Source organism: Erythrobacter crassostreae (assembly GCF_019204045.1).
GTDB classification, from domain to species: Bacteria; Pseudomonadota; Alphaproteobacteria; order Sphingomonadales; family Sphingomonadaceae; genus Erythrobacter; species Erythrobacter crassostreae.
Genome location: NZ_JAGSPC010000001.1, coordinates 800,541 through 820,191, shown reverse-complemented (window position 1 = coordinate 820,191; position 19,651 = coordinate 800,541). Strand labels below are relative to the sequence as shown.

The window sequence follows — 19,651 nt, the reverse complement described above, 5'->3', positions numbered from 1 at the left end:
AAAGCGCGCCATGACCCGGATACTTCACGTCCTCGACCATTCGCTCCCGCTGCATAGCGGCTACACCTTTCGGACGCGCGCCATCCTGAAAGCGCAGCAGGCGGCGGGGCTGGAAGTGCGAGGTATTACGGCGCAGCGGCATCAGCTTGAGGCGCCGACTGATGACGAAGTAGAAATTGTCGATGGTTTGACATTTCATCGCACGCCAGGCGTGCCAAGCGGCCCGATGCTTGTGAGTGAATTCCGGGAAATGGCGGCGCTTTCGGCTTCGATACAGAAGGTTGCGAAAGAGTGGCGCCCTGACATCATTCATGCCCATTCCCCCGCGCTTAACGGCGGCGGCGCGCACCGCGCGGCAGAGGCACTGGGCATTCCGCTGGTTTATGAAATCCGCGCGTTCTGGGAAGACGCAGCCGTTGGCAACAAAACCGGCAGTGAAGGTTCGGCCAAATACCGCCTGACCCGTTCGCTTGAGACGCAAATCGTCAAACGTGCCGATGCGGTCTTCACAATCTGTCAGGGTCTGCGCGATGATTTGATCAATCGCGGTATCGCTCCGGGCAAGATCGGCGTCATGCCCAACGGTGTCGACCTGTCGATGTTTGGTGAGCCATTGCCGCGCGAAAATGCTCTCGCCAGCAAGCTTGGCATCGCGCCTGAGACGCCGGTGATCGGTTATGTTGGCAGTTTCTATGACTATGAAGGCGTCGATGATCTGATCAAAGCCATGCCGATCCTGCACCGCGATCACCCGGGCGCAAAATTGCTGCTGGTAGGTGCCGGCGCGATGGATAGCGAATGGCGCGCAGCAGCAGCGGCCCTAGACGATCCCGATTCTGTCATTTTCACGGGCCGCGTTCCGCATTCCGAGGTTGAGCGGTATTATTCTCTGATCGACGTGCTTGCCTATCCGCGTAAAGCATCGCGGCTCACCGATCTCGTAACCCCTCTCAAGCCGCTGGAGGCGATGGCCCAGCGCCGGATTGTCTCCGCATCCAATGTAGGAGGACACCGCGAGCTGATTTCTCACGGCGAGACTGGATACCTCTTCGCGCCAGATGACTCCGCCGCATGCGCAGAGACACTCTCCGAAATGCTCGCCTCCCGCGAGGAATGGGACGCGATCCGTGATCGCGGCGAGGAGCATGTGCGAACCCGCCATGATTGGGCGCGCAATGTGGAACGTTATCTCTCCGTTTACCAAGTCTTGGTAAGCGAAGGAAACCGCGAAAGCAGGACTACGCCTGCCGAGCAGCAAACCAGATTACGGGCATAGGGGCGACATGCGGGCTATTCGACAACGCATTGCCAATTTCAGATCCTCCAAGGAGGCGGGCGAAGACGCGGTGGAAACACCCGACACGCCAGCTGAAACGCGTGCCAAAAAACCGTCCATCGCGATCCTGCGCGGCTTTGTCCCGCTGATCGGGGCATGGGGCGCGCTTTTGGGTGCTCTTTGCGTGATTGTCCTGCCTACTTCGACTGTTCTGCGCATGGCGATGGCGACCGGCTTGTCCGGTCTTGGCAACGCTGCGACCTATGTCTTTGCGGCACTCGCTGCGTTGATCGTTGGCGGCATCGCCGCCGCCGGTGCAATCGCATTCAAGCGACGCGAATTTGGCCCGGCCGAGGCGGAGTGGGACGATTCGACTTTGGTCGAAGGTCTTGAACCAATCGACCCAACCGCAGAACTCGGCAGCGACAGCCTCGATGCGCCGATTGATGTGGAGCCATTCTCTGCTGCTGAAATCGATCACGACTTCGAAACAGGAGCCGAGCCGCTTGAGCTGATGGAAGAGGCTCTCGACCTCGATTCTGACCAAATTTCTGAAGCAGAATTCAAAGAAGAACTCGAAAAACCCCGCGAACTGGCTCTGGCAGAATTCGGCGAAATTTCGGGTCGAGACGGTGTCTGGGTTGAAGAAGTCTCTGACGAGATTGAAGACAACGACAACCTTCCTGAAGTCGATGATTGGAGCGCTTGGGTCGATCCCGATGTCGAACGAACGGTCGAACCTTCGATTGAAGCTCCTCTGGCTGCGCAAATCGCGCCATCGGCCAAAACCGCGTTGGAAAAACTCCGTCAGGCACCCGTTGAGGAGCTGAGCCTTGTCCACATGGTCGAGCGCTTTGCAGCCGCGTTGCACGATCATCAGGATGCAGAGCGCAAACGCCCCGGATCCCTTCGTTCGCCGGACAAAGATGCATCTCTCGCCTCGGCTCTAAAAGCGCTGACACTGTTCACCGAAGACGGTTTTGATGCCGATCTTGAGCTGACCGATGCAAACGCCGATGCGCTGCGCGATACGACGCGCGATTTGCGGGATGCCCTGGCCAAGCTTCAGGATTTGCGCGGCGCAGCATAAATGGCTGCTGGCGGTAGCGTATCCAGCATCAAACTCGCGTAAATACGATTTAGTTGCGCATGAAACGACAAGCTCATGCTTAGGTATGCGTAACAAAACTTCGCTCTTCGCGGTTGCAAAAATCCGATTCCGTCTGCAATAGGGATGTGAAACGAAGCTCGCTTTGGTCCTTGATCGTGCGCGCTCGACATTCTGCCGCTGCATCGACCACTTGAGGGTCTTTGACCGTGGCATCTGACAGAACGGAACCTTTCCATGGGACAGCCCACCTCCCAGGGTCTCTATGACCCCGCCAATGAACATGACGCCTGTGGAGTAGGCATGGTCGCCCATATCAAGGGTGAGCGCAGCCATTCCATTGTCGAGCAATCTCTTGAAATTCTTGAGAAACTCGACCACCGCGGCGCCGTGGGCGCTGATCCGCTTTTGGGCGATGGCGCTGGTCTGTTGATGCAGATTCCGGACGCGCTGATCCGGCGCTGGGCTACGGAAAACGGCCACAGTCTGCCGCAGCCGGGCGATTATGCGGTTGCGATGTGTTTCATGCCGCAGGACGATGCGGCACGTGAATTTGTCGCTGAGCGATTCGAGAATCTCGCCGTCAAAGAAGGTCAGCACTTTATCGGTTGGCGCGATGTCCCGACCAATCAGGCAGGCTTGGGCGATGCTGTTATCGCATCGATGCCGGTGATCCAGATGGCCGTGATCGCGCGCGGCGAAAGCTGCGCCGACCAAGACGCGTTCGAGCGTAAGCTGCTCGCGCTGCGCAAACAAACGCTCAATCCGCTCGCAAAGCTTGCTGACAAGCACGGCCTGCCGGGCCTGACTGATGCGTATATGCCGAGCTTTTCAACGCGCACCATCGTTTACAAAGGTCTGCTGCTCGCAACGCAGGTTGGCAGTTTTTATGATGATCTGAACGATTCCGAGTGTGTTTCCGCATTTGGCCTCGTGCATCAGCGCTTCTCGACCAACACGTTCCCAAGCTGGCGGCTGGCCCACCCATTCCGCTTCATCGCGCATAACGGTGAAATCAACACGGTTCGTGGCAATGTGAACTGGATGAACGCCCGCCGCCGCACGATGGAAAGCGACCTGCTTGGGCCGGATCTCGATAAGATGTGGCCAATCATCCCGCATGGCCAATCCGACACGGCGTGCCTCGACAACGCACTCGAACTGCTGATCGCAGGCGGGTATAGCCTTGCCCATGCAATGATGATGCTGATCCCCGAAGCGTGGAACGGCAATGATCTGATGGAACCGGAACGCCGCGCGTTTTACGAATATCACGCCGCCTTGATGGAGCCGTGGGACGGCCCTGCCGCCGTTTGCTTTACCGATGGCCGCCAAATCGGCGCGACGCTTGATCGCAACGGCCTGCGCCCGGCGCGCTTCTGCGTGACCAAGGACGACATTGTCTGCCTCGCTTCGGAAAGCGGTGTTTTGCCATTCGCCGAAGAAGACATTGTGCGCAAATGGCGCCTGCAACCGGGCAAGATGCTGCTGATCGATCTTGAGCAAGGCCGCATCATCGAAGATGCCGAGCTGAAAGCCGATCTATCCAACCGCGCGCCTTTTGCTGAGTGGCTGGAACAGGCGCAGGTGCGGCTGGAAGATATCACCGATATCGAGCCGGAACTGTCCGAAGTCCCCGAGCATTCGACCACCCTGCTGCAACGCCAGCAAGCGTTCGGCTACACGCAGGAAGACATCTCGCGTTTCCTTGAGCCGATGGCGATCAAAGGCGACGATCCGATCGGGTCGATGGGCACAGACACGCCCATCGCGGTTTTGTCTGACAAAGCGCGGCTGCTTTACGACTATTTCAAACAGAACTTTGCGCAGGTCACCAACCCACCGATTGATCCGATCCGTGAGGAGCTGGTGATGAGCCTGCTGTCGATGATCGGCCCGCGCCCGAACCTGCTCGGCCATGATGCGGGTACGCACAAGCGGCTTGAAGTGAAGCAGCCGATCCTGACGAATGAAGATTTAGCGAAAATTCGCTCGGTTGAATCGGTCGTCGATGGCGCGTTCCGTTGCTCCACCATCGATATGACGTTCGACGCCGGACAAGGCGTCGAAGGCATTGAGCTGGCGATCCGCGAAATGTGCTGGGCCGCGACCGAGGCTGTGCTGCAAGACCAGAACATCCTTGTCCTGTCAGACCGCGCACAGGACGAAGGCCGCATTCCGATGCCCGCTTTGCTGGCGACGGCAGCGGTGCATCACCACCTTGTGCGGCAGGGTTTACGGATGCAGACCGGCCTCGTCGTGGAAACCGGCGAAGCGCGCGAAGTGCACCATTTCTGCGTACTCGCAGGGTACGGCGCGGAAGCGATCAACCCGTATGTCGCGTTTGAAACGCTCGAGGATATCCGCGCACGCAAACATGAAGATGTCAGCCGCGAAGAGGTCGAGCAGAATTACATCAAAGCCATCGGCAAGGGCATCCGCAAGGTGATGTCCAAGATGGGCATTTCGACCTATCAATCCTATTGCGGTGCGCAGATTTTCGACGCGGTTGGCCTCTCCAGCGCGTTCGTCGAAAGCTACTTCACCGGCACATCGACCACCATCGAAGGCGTCGGTCTGGACGAAGTGGCCGAGGAAAGCGTGCGCCGCCATGCACAGGCATATGGCGACAACCCGCTCTATAAAGGCATGCTCGATGTCGGCGGTATCTATCAATACCGCCTGCGCGGCGAAGAGCACGCCTGGACGCCGCAAAACGTCGCACAACTGCAGCATGCTGTGCGCGGCAACGATGCAAAGAATTACGAAGAGTTCGCCAAGAGCGTGAACGAGCAGTCCGAACGATTGCTGACCATTCGCGGACTGCTCGAATTCAAGAACGCTGACGAGGCCATCCCGATCGATGAAGTCGAACCGGCCAGCGAAATCGTCAAACGGTTTAGCACCGGCGCGATGAGCCTCGGTTCGATCAGCCACGAAGCGCACTCGACCATGGCTCTTGCCATGAACCGCATTGGAGGGCGTTCCAACACAGGTGAGGGCGGCGAAGAACCGTTCCGTTTCACTCCGCTGGAAAACGGCGATTCGATGCGCAGCCGGATCAAACAGGTCGCATCGGGCCGGTTTGGCGTGACGACCGAATATCTCGTCAATGCCGACGATATCCAGATCAAAATGGCGCAGGGCGCAAAGCCCGGCGAAGGTGGCCAGCTGCCCGGTCATAAGGTCGACAAGCGGATCGGCGCGGTGCGCCATTCGACACCGGGCGTGGGCCTGATTTCGCCGCCGCCGCACCATGATATTTACTCGATTGAAGACCTCGCGCAGCTGATTCACGACCTCAAAAACGTGAACACCGATGCGCGTATCTCAGTCAAACTCGTGTCCGAAGTGGGCGTTGGAACCGTGGCCGCAGGTGTTTCCAAAGCGCGCGCCGATCACGTTACCATCTCCGGCTATGATGGAGGCACCGGTGCATCGCCGCTTACCTCTCTGACGCATGCTGGCAGCCCGTGGGAAATCGGCCTTGCCGAAACGCAGCAGACATTGCTGCTCAACGATCTGCGCAGTCGCATCGCGGTCCAAGTTGATGGCGGGCTGCGCACGGGCCGCGACGTTGCGATTGGCGCCTTGCTAGGCGCGGACGAATTTGGCTTTGCCACCGCGCCTTTGATCGCAGCGGGCTGTATTATGATGCGCAAGTGCCACCTCAACACCTGCCCTGTCGGCGTCGCGACGCAAGACCCCGAATTGCGCAAACGTTTCACCGGTCAGCCGGAGCACGTGGTCAATTACATGTTCTTTGTCGCGGAAGAATTGCGCGGGATCATGGCCGAATTGGGCTTCCGCACTCTTGAAGAAATGGTTGGCCGGGTTGACCGGCTCGACATGACGCGCATGCACCGCCATTGGAAAGCGCGCGGCATCAATTTGTCGCGTCTGCTCCACACCGTCGACCTTCCCGAAGGCGCGCCGCTGCACAACACCGAAACGCAGGATCACGGTCTCGGCGCGGCGCTCGACAACACCTTCATCGCCGATGCGCAGGACGCCATCACCGGCAAAACGCCGGTGCAGCTCGATTACGAAATCCGCAATGTGAACCGCACAGCGGGCGCGATGCTCTCTGGCGAAATTGCCAAGGCGCATGGCCACGAAGGTCTGCCGGTCGACACGATCCGCATCAATCTGACAGGCGTTGCCGGACAGAGCTTTGGCGCGTGGGTTGCGCACGGTGTCACGCTCGATCTGGTCGGCGATGCCAATGACTATGTCGGCAAAGGTCTCTCCGGAGGCCGCCTGATCGTTCGTCAACCGGAAAGCGCACCGCGCAATGCGGGTGAGAACATCATCGTCGGCAACACCGTGCTTTACGGCGCGATTGCGGGCGAGGCCTATTTTAGCGGCGTCGCCGGCGAACGTTTTGCTGTACGCAATTCCGGCGCGATCGCTGTCGTCGAAGGCGCGGGCGATCACGCCTGCGAATACATGACAGGCGGCGTTGTTGTCGTGCTGGGCGAGACAGGCCGCAACTTTGCAGCCGGCATGAGCGGCGGCGTTGCCTATGTCTACGACCCCGATGGCAAGTTCAGCGAGCTGGCAAACCACGCGCAGGTCGATCTCGAGACGATCTCCGGTGAAACGGATGCAGAGGATGGCACAGGCCGCCCGGCACAGCGACCAAGTTCCGTGCATGATTACGGAATGGGCGACATGCTGCGTCACGATGCAGAGCGGCTGCGTATCTTAATCGAGCGTCATCAATTGCACACCGGCAGCGCAATCGCTGGCGATCTGTTGTCCGATTGGGACAACTCAATCAGGCGCTTCGTCAAAGTGATGCCGCGAGATTACAAAAATGCGCTTCTGGCTCTCGAAGCCGAACGCGCCGAAGCCGCCTCGGTCGCGGCGGAATAAGGGTTAGAGTAATGGGCAAAGACACCGGATTTCTCGAACTGGATCGGCGCGAACGGGATTATCTCGATCCGGAAGAGCGCCTGAACAATTATCGCGAATTCGTCGTCCAGCCGGACGATGCAACGCTTTCTTCGCAGGCTTCGCGCTGCATGGATTGCGGCATTCCGTATTGTCACAACGGCTGCCCGGTGAACAATATGATCCCGGACTGGAACCATCTGGTCTATGAGAACGATTGGAAGAATGCGCTCGACGTTCTCCATTCGACCAACAATTTCCCGGAGTTTACAGGCCGCATTTGCCCGGCCCCGTGCGAGGCAAGCTGCACGCTCAACATCGTCGATCAACCCGTCACGATCAAAAGCATCGAAGCAGCGATTATTGACCGCGGATGGGACGAAGGCTGGGTTACACCGCAGGTGCCCGCCCAAAAGACCGGCAAATCCGTCGCCGTCGTCGGTTCCGGTCCCGCAGGCATGGCCTGCGCGCAGCAACTCGCGCGCGCCGGTCACAGCGTCACTTTGTTTGAAAAGAGCGACCGCGTAGGCGGATTACTGCGTTACGGTATTCCCGATTTCAAAATGGAAAAGCATCTGATCAGCCGCCGCTGCATCCAGATGGAAGCCGAAGGCGTGACCTTCAAAACATCGAAAGAAGTCGGCGTCGATGTGTCGTTTAAGAGCTTGCAAGAAAACTTCGACGCGGTCGTGCTGTCGGGCGGCAGCGAAGATGCTCGCCCACTCGCCATTCCCGGAGCAGAAATGGATGGCGTGCGGCTTGCGATGGAATTCCTGACCCAGCAAAACAAGCGCAATGCAGGCGATGATGAAGTGCGCGCTGCGCCTCGCGGTAGCTTGCTCGCCACCGGCAAGAACGTCGTTGTGATCGGCGGGGGCGACACCGGCAGCGACTGTGTCGGCACATCCAATCGCCAAGGCGCAAAAAGCGTCACGCAGCTTGAGATCATGCCAAAGCCACCTGAGAAAGAAGACAAGGCGCTGACATGGCCCGATTGGCCGCTGAAACTGCGCACCTCCTCCAGCCATGAAGAAGGCGTAGACCGCGACTGGGCTGTTCTGACGAAACGTGTTGTCGGAGACGGCGAGAAAGTCACCGGCCTCGAATGCGCACGGGTCGAGTGGAAAGACGGGCAGATGCAGGAAGTGGAAGGCAGCGCCTTCACCATCGAAGCCGATTTGATCCTGCTCGCCATGGGCTTTGTCGGTCCGAAAAAGGCCGGCTTGCTTGAACAGGCTGGCGTTGAGCTGACCGGACGCGGCAATGTTGACGCGAACGAAGATGACTATATCACCAGCGTTCCCGGCGTCTTTGCGTGCGGCGATATGCGGCGCGGGCAAAGCCTCGTCGTATGGGCCATCCGCGAAGGCCGCCAATGTGCTCGCAGCGTCGATGAAGCGCTGATGGGCGTAAGCGAACTACCGCGCTGATCCCACAAACCATCGCATTACGCCCGATTTCTGCGGCATCTTTACACCATCTTAAGGCTGCGAACCCGATTGAGGTGGGTACTAACTGCATGATTCACCGAAGTTAAACGCCCAATTTGTCTTTGCTTGACCGCGGCCCGCGCGAATGGTTCAAGTTAAACGTAGAAAAGGCGGCTTCGGCAAATCAAGAAATGCCGCCACTTAGAGAGGGTTCGGAGTCGTGAAGCTTTCAAAGAGCGTGCGCACAAATGTGCATGGATTCGCCGGTGGCGTAACGAGCGCATTGGCGCTGACGCTTGCCCCTCCGGCGTTGGCCGAAACGCCCGCCGGCACAGAATTTTCAGCCGAAACATTCGAACTGGCTTCCAGCGGCGCTGCGGAAGAAGCCGACAGCATTGTTGAGGGCCCCGTTCTCTCGCAAGACGCTGGCACTCCGGCTCCTCCTCCGCAGGCGCTGCCCGCACCGCCGCCTCCAAAACCGGTTGATCTGCGCATAGTGGCCTCGCAATTTGTCGATGTGCCGGTCGCAGGCGACGCGCGAAACCTCGCACGCTATGCTGGTCGTATCGACGGCTATCTCGAAGTGCGCGGCAGCTATTACGGCGGCAGCGACAATCTCAAGATCAAGATCCGTCCCGAATACACATGGGGTGAGACCTCCAACGGTGAAATCGGCCTGATCCCGGGCAACACGGCACTGTTCCGTCCCGAAGGCGCAGGCGATTTCGATCTGTCGGCCAGCATTGAATACAAATGGAAAGATGGCACGACTCTGGAGGCGGGTAAGATCAATGTGCTCGACATATCCGGTAAGCTGCCGATTGTGGCGAGTGACGGGCATTTCGGGTTCCAGAACCTCGGCCTCGCTCTTCCTCCGACCGCAGTTGTGCCCAACACGCTGACCGGCGTTGCGCTGCAAGTGCCCAAAGGCAAAATGATCTACCGCCTTTGGGTGTTTGATCCGGACAGCCAGTATCAGCGTACCGGATTTGAGACCAAGTTTGAAAGCGGCGTAGGTTTCCTCGCCTCGGCGGCGGTTCGCACGACAATCAACAAATTACCGGGTGTCGTGAACTTCGCGGTCGTTGGCTCGACACGGGATAGTTTCGCCGTTGATATTCTCCCTCGCGCGCTGACTCCGCCACCGCAACCATTCGGCACATTCGGCAATGAAAGCGGAGAGCTGGCGATCCAGCTTTCGGCGTATCAGTTCCTCAAAATGTATCCCGAGGCTCGCGGCAAAGGCTGGGGTGTGCTTGCACGCTTTCAGGCATCGACCGGCGATCCGACCTTCCTCGATTATTCGGGCTATTTCGGCATTTCGGGCAACCCGCGATTCCGACCTCAAGACCGTTTCGGCCTTGCCTATTTCCAGTATTCGCTGACCGACGAGTTGGTCGATGACATCGCGTTCCGGCTCGGCATCGAAGACGAAAAGGGCGTCGAGGCGTTCTACACCTATGAATTCGCCAAGGGCTTTGGCCTCACCGCGAATGTGCAGGTCGTCGACAGCGCGATCGCGTTTCGCGATACCGGCGTGACGGTTGGCGCTCGGCTGACGACACAGTTTTGATGCGTTACGGCGCCTTGATCCTTGCTGCGTTGGCATTAGCAGCCAACGGTCAGCCGAATTCCGACCAGGTAGAGCCTGACACGGCCGATGTAGCCAGCGATTCCGAATTCGTGGGCCGCTATAATGGCAATTCTTTCGAGACAGCCATGGGCATGGAAATCGCGGCCGACGGTACGTTCCGTTGGGGCCTCTCCGTTGGCGGATTGGACTTGCGCGCGCAAGGCACCTGGATGCAAGACGGGGACCGTATTTTCCTGACCAGCGATCCCAAACCGGTTCCGGCGGAGTTCCGCTGGAAGGGCACCGAAAAGAATGAAGACGGGCCGTGGGTTAAAGTTGTCCGGGCATCGAATGGAAAGCCGTTCCAATACGCTTCGCTCAGCGCCGAATGCAAAAACGGGGAACAGGTTTTTGGCCAGGTTTACAGAGATGGTTGGCCTTCCAAAGAGCGCTATGCCAACGAAGAGCTCCATGAGGGAGAGGAACTGCCATTTGCCAAGTGTGATGAACCGGAAACTATCACCTTCCGCCTGAGCAGTTACAACATCAAATCAGAAACCCACTCGTTGCGCGAACTCGGCTGGAAGCCGGGCGAGACTGCGGTGTTTGAATTTGAAAGCAACGATCTGGGCGTAGCCGATTTCTCGGGTGTGACCGGGTATCTGGAAGATGGCGTGATCAAGCTATCGGGCGGCGAATGGCCGCTTGAGCTCCGGAAAATGCCGGCGCCTTCAGAGCAAACAGAAGAGCCTTAACCGCCGATCGCACACCCCACACAGGTCGCGATGCTCGGGTCATACTGCAGCCGCTTTTCGGCAATCTCCTCGCCGCATATCAGACAATATCCCCATTCACCTTCGTCAATGCGCTCCAGCGCCGCTTTGATCCGCACGCGTTCCTGAGCGCGGCGGCGCTCTTGTGCTTGCGCCATTGCCTGCTGCTGCATCGCGTCCATACGTGAAAGCCGCCCGACACTATCCTGTTGCAAAGTAACAGGCGCGCGGGCCTCGTCACTGATCCGGTCTTCCTCGGTCAGCTCGGTTTGTCGGGCAATCAACGCCGCTTTGGCTTCCTCTTCGGTCATTCAATGCGCCAGTCGATCGCCGACCTTCCGCGCTCCTCCAGAAAAGCATTGGCCTGACTGTAAGGCTTTGATCCGAAGAACCCACGATAAGACGATAGCGGGCTGGGATGCGGAGCCTTAAGCAGAAGGTGATGGTCGCCGCGGCCCAGCGCGCTGATCCGGCCCGCTTTCTTGGCCGCGTGGCTGCCCCACAGAATAAACACGGTCGGCTCGCCCCGCTCCGCTACAGCAGCCACTGCTGCGTCAGTGATCGCATCCCAACCACGCCCCGCATGACTGCCAGCCTGCGCGGCCTCGACCGTCAACGTGTTGTTGAGCAACAGCACGCCTTGCTCGGCCCAGCGTGTCAGATTGCCATGTGCAGGCGGAGCAACACCAAGATCGCTCTCAAGCTCTTTGTACATATTCACCAGCGACGGCGGCACTTTCACGCCGTGCTGCACCGAAAATGCCAACCCATGCGCTTGCCCCAGTCCATGATATGGGTCTTGACCCAGGATCACGACGCGCACCTGATCCAACGGTGTCAGGGCCAGCGCGGTCAGCCTTTCCCCGCGCGGCGGATAGATCACCTTACCCGCCTCTTCCTCGGCGCGCAGCCAACCGCCCAGCTTGCGCGCCTCTGGCGTGGCCAAGGCCGGTTCCAGCGCATCGCGCCAGCTTTCGGGGATTGCATCGCTCGTCATTTCACACAGGAGGCTACACCCGCACAGCCGCCATGCAACCCTCGCTCGCCACTCGCCTCTTTCCCTCATCCTCCTTGTGGCGTAGGGCATCGCCCTATGACTGTTCATTTCCACGAAGAAGACCTTCCCGATGGCGTGCTCGAAGGCACATCGGACCTTGCCGTTGATACAGAGACGATGGGGCTGATCACGCACCGTGACCGTCTGTGCGTTGTCCAGATCAGCGACGGATCGGGCGACGAGCACCTTGTGCGCTTTTCACCCGGCAGCGATTACGAAGCGCCCAATTTGTCGCGCATTCTGGCCGATCAGAAGCGGACAAAACTCTATCACTTTGGCCGGTTCGATCTGGCTGCGATCGAGTATTATCTGGGCGTCGAAGCGGGGCCGGTATTTTGCACCAAGATCGCCAGCAAACTGGTGCGCACGTACACTGACCGCCACGGGCTAAAGAACTTGGTCGATGAATTGCTGGGCGAGAGTATTTCCAAGCAACAGCAAAGTTCTGACTGGGGCGGCCCCGTGCTCAGCGAGGCGCAGCGCGACTATGCGGCCTCCGATGTGCGTTTCCTTCACCGCATGCGTGACGAGCTCATCATCCGCCTCGAACGCGAAGGCCGGATGGAGATGGCGCAGGCATGTTTCGATTTCCTGCCGACCCGCGCCCGCCTCGATATGGCGGGATGGGCCGAGCACGACATTTTCAGCCACGCGTAATTTAGGTCAGTCTACACAGCCATCATGGTCATGAAGCGCCGCATCGAAACCAGCGAAGCCAAGGAACTGCGCAACAAGCGGCAGCACTTCGCCGCGCCTGGCGGTTCGCATGACAAGCTGGTCGGGTTTCTGGCACGAGCATTGCCGGTCGGTGTGGGGATCATGGCCGCGCTGATGATTATCACACCGCTATCGCCGCGCGGCGAGGTTAGCTTTCTGCTCGACCGGAACGAAGTTTCCGTTATCGATGAACGGCTTAGCGTGGACAATGCGATGTATCGCGGGCGCGATGATGATGGCCGCCCGTTTTCAGTTACGGCAGGTGATGCCGTTCAGCGGTCCAGCGCTGAAGGATTGGTGCGAATGGATGATCTGGTGGCGCAATTGCTGCTCAGCGATGGCCCGGCGCGGTTGACCGCACCGGGCGGCACCTATGATCTGAACACCGAAATTGTCGCCGTAGACGGAGCAGTCGAACTGAACGCGGCGGATGGATATTCGATGAGCGCGCGCGGCGTTTCAATCAACCTGAAAGACCAGACCATCGGCGGTGATGACGGGGTCGAAGGCCAAGTGCCTGCGGGCAGCTTTTCGGCCAATTCGATGCGCGCAGATCTGGAAGCACGCACGGTCTCGCTTGAGGGCAACGCCCGCCTCACTATGATCCCCGGCAAGTTGAGAATGCCATGAACGGACACGCAGACATGACGAACACTTCAGCAAAATCTCACGCAAAGCCGCATTTGGGCAAGGTTGCCTTTGGCTGGATGGCGGGCAGCTTTGCTCTGACACTGGCGGTGGCTGGCGGGATCGGCCTGCAGGCTCAGGGCATCGCTTCGCATAACACCAATGCGCCGGTGAACTACAATGCTGGCAGTATCGAATTGCAGGACCGGCAGAACCGCGTCGCGCTTTCGGGCGGTGTAACCGTTACGCAGGCTGGTTTGACTGTCAGGTCCAACCGCATGCTGGTCAATTTCACGGACACTGGTTCGCTTGATATCCAGCGGATCACGGCAACCGGCGGTGTCACAGTGACACGCGGGAATGAACGCGCAAGCGGCGGCGTAGCGATCTACGATTTCAACCGCAGGATCATTACGATGGCGGGCGATGTCAGGCTGAACCGCGGAACCGACACATTGAGAGGCGGTCGGCTGGTGATTGACTTGCGTACTGGAATCTCCAGCGTGGACGGCAACCCATCTGGAGGATCGAGCAGCGACGAAAGCGGAAACAGCGGCGGCAGGGTAACTGGATCGTTCTCCGTCCCGCAAAGCTCCGACGAAGAGTAAAGTCTAGTAAGCGTTCTTGTGACGCAGGACCCACAGAGTCCGATAGACAATCTGCAGATCACGCTGGATTGACCACCGTGCGATATATTCAAGATCAGACTGAAGCCGGTCCGTCAGATCCTTTTCCTGCTCGGTTGCGCCGCGATGACCGCGAACCTGCGCCAGGCCGGTAAGGCCGGGTTTGAGCGAGTGGCGCTGCCAATACTGACCGTCCACCTCCCAGAAAAATTTGTTGTTCGCACGGCTGCCAAGCGCATGCGGACGCGGACCGACAATCGACATTTCTCCGCGCAGGACATTGATCAACTGCGGCAGCTCATCAATACTGGTGCGGCGAATAAAAGCCCCGACCCGTGTTATCCGGTCATCCTCGCGCGCAGTCGATACTTCGCCATCGGGATCAAGTTGGCCCATGCGCATGGAGCGGAATTTAAGCATGTGAAAAGGTTGGTTTCCGCGGCCCACTCGCTCCTGCACAAACAGGATCGATCCGGCATCTTCGAGTTTAATCCGAAGCGCGACATACAACAGCAGCGGCGAAAGGATGATCAGGCCGAATATCGCCGCGAAAATATCAAAAACGCGTTTCGCGATGCGTCCACGAAGGCCAAGCGGACCGGTTGAAACAATCAGCGAAGTCGCATCCTGATCTTTGAACCGGTTGACACCCAAAGCGCCCAATTCATGGGCAGTCTCGCTAACAATTTCGCCGTAGACACCTGATGATTTGAGCAGCACGGCCCATTCCATCCTGCGTTCGGGCGGGCAGCTGACAACAACCCTGTCCTGATTGCGCAGCAGCTTTCCAAGCCGTTCACGCATGAACGGATCATCGCCCGCTGGATCGAGATCATAATCCTTTGCGTCCACAGTCAGGGAAAGAGGCAGGGCAAATTCCGGACCGCCATCGTTGATCACGAGCCGGTTGCGGACCCTTCCGCCCCAAAACCGCTCGATCAATCGCGGCACAACGCGCCGTGACGCGGCAATCGCAAAGGCTGCACCGATCAAACCAAGCGTCACTGCAACGCGCGAAAACTCTGCATTAGACTTGGTATAAAAGCCGACAAAGTTGAGCAGCGCAGCTGAAACCAACAATGCCGTGAGCGCCTGCCGAACCGCAAAAACCCAATCGTCCAGCGCTTTCTGCCCATAGGTCGAATTGTACATCGCAATGGTAAAATAGAGCGGCAGCAAAGTTTGCGCTGCAAGCATGCTGCGCGGCTCCCACCAAATTCCTTCATAGGCGAGAGCGGCGATTGCGAAGCTGAGATTGATAAGAACTGCATCAACAAGCAGGATCAACGCATAGGCACGCAGCCGTCTCCGCTCGAGCGAAGGGGCCACAACACGATCGACCTTATCCGGTTGACCAGACTTTAGCAGAGGGCCTGAAATTCTGTTCATGCGACACGTTTCCTGCGGGGCCACGCATTTACGTGTTTTCCCTTATGCACGCCTTACATGAATTTAGTCGTGTTTTACGAATATAGAGAACGTATTGGCGGGGGATTCTATCGCTTCGTCGCGAAGCGAGCGATCTCTGCCAGATCTTGAGACAGTAAAAGCTCAGCCGATTGACTGTTTGAAAGCAGCGCGCGGTGCAGATTTACAAGCCGCGGGATAAGCCGGTCGAGCTTTTTACGGTGCCAGCGTGAAAGCTGGTGCCGGATATCGCGCTCTTCTTTCCAGAATATCCCGAGCTGAGCCTTCTCGCCCTTGCCCAAATTGTCAAACGACCCGCGCGGTCCGAGTTTGGCGGTAATCTGGGCGAGCTGCGCAGCCCGCCGCTCCAGCGCAAGGAGCAGACCAACCGGGTTTAGGCCAAGTTCGCGCATTCGCCGCACTTCATCGGATAACTTGTTCAATTCTCCGCCCATCACTGCATTGACGACAGGTTGAAATCCGTCCTCTTCGGTCGCTGCACCAATTTCTCCATAGTCCTCGACCGAAGCGGATTTGGGCGACTGCGGATCGGCATCGCAGTACAGCGCCAGCTTGGTCACCTCGGATTGTGCGAGCCGCACATCCAGACCCGCCGCGCGTGCAATTCGCTCTGCAAGATCGCCGCCCAGGCGCAGACCGGCAGCGTCAGCCATTCCGCGCACCGATACCGCCACAGTCATCAAGTCAGGTGGATAGAACATCGCGACCAGCGCATCGGCCCGCTTTTCAAGCAGCTTTGCCGTGCGAGATTTATCGGTCGCAGAGGTTGCAACGATAAAGATCGGCGCGGCATCTCCTGCCCCGGCCTCGCTCGTCTCGATCAAAGCCTTGAGGGCGTCATGCGCTTCATCGCCGGTCGCCCGAACCAGAAGATGCCGCTTGTCGCCAAACAGGGATTCCGTGCGGGCCTCATCGCCAAGCATCGCAGGATCACGGCGCAAATCCGCGCCCGCAATATCCACGCGCTCTCCGGCGTCGGGAAGGGTTTCGATGATCTTGCTTGCAGCCGCCGATGCTCCCGCTTCGTCAGGGCCGCAGAAGAAAAAGATGCTCGCCGTATCGGCGCCTCGCGGGAGGCCGCGGGCAAAATCCTTTTGTGTGGCCTTCATCGCAGGCTCACTGCGCGTCGGCCGTCCGTGCCCGCTCTCTCAGAGTGAGCGCGATCTCTGTCGTCATGCGATCGGCAACCTCTTTGGCGAGATTTTCCAAAGCGCGCTGTTCGGCGGCGATGGTGGCGTATTCGCTGGAAACCACATCGATCCCCGCATCCGACCCAGCAGTCGCATCCAGCAGGATTTCGCCGGTCGCCAGATCAACCAATTGGTACCGCGCACGCAGAATACGCCGTTCCCGGCTGATCGTGTCATCGTTGAGTACGCCAAGCGCTTCGAGAGCATCATCAAGCCGTACATCGAGGCGGTAAGCGGGAGAGGCGTTACCCGCCGCACCGAGCCGTTCGTTCAAAGCGTTGCGAACCAGCCAGCCGCCGCGTCCGGGAATGGCCGGCACATCAACCGCCGCAAGCCCCTGAGCCACACCCGCATTACCGCCGCCGCTGTAAAGCGGTTGCAGCCCGCACGCAGAAAGCGCCAGTGTCGCCAGCAAAAGAAGCGCGCCGCGCATCATGTAACGATGTTCACCAATCTATCGGGCACCACGATCACCTTGCGAATATCCGCGCCATCGATTGAACGCTGGACCTTCTCGCTGGCGAGCGCAAGCGCTTCGAGGTCGTCTTTCGCCGCGCCCTTAGGAGCGGTGATTGTATCGCGCAGCTTGCCCATGTGCTGGATCGCGATGGTCACTTCGTCCTCGACCAGCATGGCGGGGTCATGATCCGGCCACGCGGCATCCGCGATCAGAGTGTCATGGCCCAGCTTTGCATAGGCCTCTTCGGCCAAGTGCGGCATCATCGGGCTAACGAGGTGCAGCACAGCGCGGATCGCGAAATTCTTACTTTCGCTGGGCTGCGCTTTCTCCGCCGCTCCGGTCAGTTCGTAGATACGCGCCACGGCCTTGTTGAAACCGAGCGCCTCGATGTCGTCTGCCACGGCTACGATGGCTTGGTGCGCCTTGCGAGCGAGGGCTTTGTCTTCGCCGGTCGCATTTGCATCATAGCTGTCGAACAAACGCCAGAGGCGTTGAACGAAGCGGGCACAGCCTTCGATACCGCTCGCCGACCATGGCAGATCGCGTTCTGGCGGGCTGTCGGACAGCATAAACCAGCGCACCGCATCTGCGCCGTATTCGTCGATGATATTATCGGGATCGACGACGTTCTTTTTCGACTTCGACATTTTGACGACGCGGCCTGCCTCAACCGGAGCGCCGTTCTCGATAGCGACCCAATCCTGACCGTCCTTGCGGACTTCATCGGGAGAGAGCCAACTGCCATCACCCAGGCTGTATGTCTCGTGCGTCACCATGCCTTGCGTAAACAGCGCAGCGAATGGCTCTTTCACATCAAGCTTTCCGATAGAGCTGAGCGCGCGCGTCCAGAAACGGGCGTAGAGCAAGTGCAGGATCGCATGCTCGACCCCGCCGATATAATGCTGAACGGGCAACCATTTGGCGATCTCTTCCGCGTCGAATGGCTTGTCCGCGGGCTGGCTGGCAAAGCGCAGGAAATACCACGATGAGTTCGTGAACGTGTCGAGCGTGTCCGTCTCACGGCAAGCGCTTCGGCCGCACTCGGGGCAATCGACATGCTTCCACGTCGCGTGCCGTTCCAGCGGGTTGCCCGGCGTTTCGAAGTCAACATCATCCGGCAAAGTCACCGGAAGTTGATCCTTGGGCACCGGAACCACGCCGCAAGCATCACAGTGGATGAACGGGATCGGGGTGCCCCAGTAACGCTGGCGCGAAATGCCCCAATCGCGCAACCGCCATACGGTGGTTCCTTCGCCCCAGCCGCCCGTCTCGGCGCGAGTGATAACTTCAGCCTTGGCGTCCTCAACGCTCATCCCGTTGAGGAAGTCCGAATTAACGATGACGCCATCACCGCCTTCGGCTTCATCCCCCATAGGAGCGCCAGCCTGCGACACATCGCTGGCAACAACGCGCGCGATCGGCTGTTTGTATTTGGTCGCGAACTCAAAATCGCGTTGGTCATGGCCCGGCACGCCCATAACCGCGCCTGTGCCGTAATCCATCAACACAAAGTTCGCGATGAAGACAGGCATCGCCTCACCCGTGAACGGGTGCTTCGCCGTAATGCCGGTATCAAAGCCAAGCTTTTCAGCCGTCTCCAGCTCCGCCGCAGTCGTCCCGCCGCGCTTGCATTCCTCAATGAAGGCTACCACTTCGGCATTGTCAGCGGCAACTGCCTGAGCAATCGGATGATCCGCCGCAATCGCGCAAAAACTCGCACCGAAAATGGTGTCGGGACGCGTCGTGTAAACAGGCAGTTTCTCGCCATTCGACAGGTCGAACGAGAATTCCAGACCGGACGATTTGCCGATCCAGTTTTCCTGCATCAAGCGGACCTTTTCGGGCCAGTCCTTCAGCTCACCCAAACCCGACAGCAGGTCTTCGGCAAAATCGGTGATCTTGAGGAACCACTGGTCCAGCTTGCGTTTTTCTACCTCGGCGCCGCTGCGCCAGCCCTTGCCATCGATCACCTGTTCATTGGCGAGCACGGTCATATCGACCGGATCCCAATTCACTTCGGACGATTTCCGGTACACCAGACCGGCGGCGTACATGTCGATGAACAGCGATTGTTCGTGGCCGTAATATTCCGGATCGCAGGTTGCAAATTCACGGGTCCAATCGAGCGCAAAGCCGATCCGTTTAAGCTGCGCTTTCATCCCTTCGATATTGGAGCGGGTCCAGGCGCCGGGATGGACTTTCTTTTCCATTGCCGCGTTTTCCGCTGGCATGCCGAACGCGTCCCACCCCATCGGGTGGAGCACTTCGCAGCCGCGCATCTTTTTGTAGCGCGCCAGCACATCGCCCATCGTGTAATTGCGTACGTGCCCCATATGGATGCGCCCCGATGGATAGGGAAACATCTCTAGGATGTAGCTCTTTGGCTTTTCGCTATTGGAATCAGCGTTGAAAGTGCCCGCGTCATCCCACGCGCGCTGCCAGCGCCCGTCGGCAGAGGACGGATCGAAACGATTATCAGTCATGCGAAAC

At 58.8% G+C, this 19,651-nt stretch carries 15 protein-coding genes; 9 read left to right on the top strand and 6 right to left on the bottom strand.

From position 1 onward, the window contains the following. Positions 1-10 precede the first annotated feature (10 nt). The 6 genes from KCG46_RS04095 (at position 11) to KCG46_RS04070 (ending at position 11,038) form a co-directional block, all read left to right on the top strand. The gene (locus KCG46_RS04095; protein WP_218404040.1) at positions 11-1,276 is read left to right on the top strand and encodes a TIGR04063 family PEP-CTERM/XrtA system glycosyltransferase; all 1,266 of its coding nucleotides are present in this window, start codon (positions 11-13) and stop codon (positions 1,274-1,276) included. 7 nt (positions 1,277-1,283) lie between these two features. Then, positions 1,284-2,366 carry a hypothetical protein gene (locus tag KCG46_RS04090; RefSeq protein WP_218404039.1) on the top strand — a complete coding sequence of 361 codons (1,083 nt, stop codon included), beginning with the start codon at positions 1,284-1,286 and terminating at the stop codon, positions 2,364-2,366. Between the two features lie 255 nt (positions 2,367-2,621). Further along, positions 2,622-7,262, top strand: coding sequence for a glutamate synthase large subunit (gene gltB / locus KCG46_RS04085; protein WP_218404038.1), 4,641 nt, complete (start codon positions 2,622-2,624; stop codon positions 7,260-7,262). A gap of 11 nt (positions 7,263-7,273) precedes the next feature. Beyond that, a complete protein-coding gene (locus KCG46_RS04080; protein WP_218404037.1) occupies positions 7,274-8,710 on the top strand; it encodes a glutamate synthase subunit beta in 1,437 nt (478 codons plus the stop codon). Between the two features lie 220 nt (positions 8,711-8,930). Beyond that, positions 8,931-10,283, top strand: coding sequence for a carbohydrate porin (locus tag KCG46_RS04075; protein ID WP_369410160.1), 1,353 nt, complete (start codon positions 8,931-8,933; stop codon positions 10,281-10,283). After that, positions 10,283-11,038 carry a hypothetical protein gene (locus KCG46_RS04070; protein WP_218404036.1) on the top strand — a complete coding sequence of 252 codons (756 nt, stop codon included), beginning with the start codon at positions 10,283-10,285 and terminating at the stop codon, positions 11,036-11,038. The genes KCG46_RS04075 and KCG46_RS04070 overlap by 1 nt, the downstream gene beginning before the upstream one ends. On the opposite strand, the gene KCG46_RS04065 is transcribed toward KCG46_RS04070, so the two are convergent. Together KCG46_RS04065 and ung are read right to left on the bottom strand one after the other, a co-directional pair. Continuing rightward, positions 11,035-11,367: a TraR/DksA family transcriptional regulator gene (locus tag KCG46_RS04065; protein WP_218404035.1), complete on the bottom strand. Its 333-nt coding sequence runs from the start codon at positions 11,365-11,367 to the stop codon at positions 11,035-11,037. The genes KCG46_RS04070 and KCG46_RS04065 overlap by 4 nt on opposite strands. Next, positions 11,364-12,053, bottom strand: coding sequence for a uracil-DNA glycosylase (ung, locus tag KCG46_RS04060; RefSeq protein ID WP_218404034.1), 690 nt, complete (start codon positions 12,051-12,053; stop codon positions 11,364-11,366). Before ung ends, KCG46_RS04065 begins: the two co-directional genes overlap by 4 nt. A gap of 96 nt (positions 12,054-12,149) precedes the next feature. Between ung and KCG46_RS04055 the strand changes: the two genes are divergently transcribed. Genes KCG46_RS04055 through KCG46_RS04045 form a run of 3 tightly spaced genes read left to right on the top strand, consistent with a single transcriptional unit; the run spans position 12,150 to position 14,065 of the window. Further along, a complete protein-coding gene (locus KCG46_RS04055) occupies positions 12,150-12,770 on the top strand; it encodes a ribonuclease D (protein WP_218404033.1) in 621 nt (206 codons plus the stop codon). 24 nt (positions 12,771-12,794) lie between these two features. Continuing rightward, positions 12,795-13,460 carry an LPS export ABC transporter periplasmic protein LptC gene (gene lptC / locus KCG46_RS04050; RefSeq protein ID WP_218404032.1) on the top strand — a complete coding sequence of 222 codons (666 nt, stop codon included), beginning with the start codon at positions 12,795-12,797 and terminating at the stop codon, positions 13,458-13,460. Between the two features lie 14 nt (positions 13,461-13,474). Further along, complete coding sequence (locus tag KCG46_RS04045) at positions 13,475-14,065, top strand: LptA/OstA family protein (RefSeq protein ID WP_218404031.1); 591 nt, start codon at positions 13,475-13,477, stop codon at positions 14,063-14,065. Between the two features lie 3 nt (positions 14,066-14,068). On the opposite strand, the gene KCG46_RS04040 is transcribed toward KCG46_RS04045, so the two are convergent. The 4 genes from KCG46_RS04040 to leuS form a co-directional block, all read right to left on the bottom strand. Beyond that, positions 14,069-15,472: a sugar transferase gene (locus KCG46_RS04040; RefSeq protein ID WP_218404030.1), complete on the bottom strand. Its 1,404-nt coding sequence runs from the start codon at positions 15,470-15,472 to the stop codon at positions 14,069-14,071. 107 nt (positions 15,473-15,579) lie between these two features. Then, positions 15,580-16,620 (bottom strand): DNA polymerase III subunit delta, encoded by a 1,041-nt coding sequence (gene holA, locus KCG46_RS04035; RefSeq protein ID WP_218404029.1) that lies wholly within the window; start codon positions 16,618-16,620, stop codon positions 15,580-15,582. Between the two features lie 7 nt (positions 16,621-16,627). Beyond that, positions 16,628-17,134 (bottom strand): LPS assembly lipoprotein LptE, encoded by a 507-nt coding sequence (gene lptE, locus KCG46_RS04030; RefSeq protein ID WP_218405289.1) that lies wholly within the window; start codon positions 17,132-17,134, stop codon positions 16,628-16,630. Further along, the gene (leuS, locus tag KCG46_RS04025) at positions 17,134-19,644 is read right to left on the bottom strand and encodes a leucine--tRNA ligase (RefSeq protein ID WP_218404028.1); all 2,511 of its coding nucleotides are present in this window, start codon (positions 19,642-19,644) and stop codon (positions 17,134-17,136) included. Before leuS ends, lptE begins: the two co-directional genes overlap by 1 nt. Between the last annotated feature and the right edge of the window lie 7 nt (positions 19,645-19,651).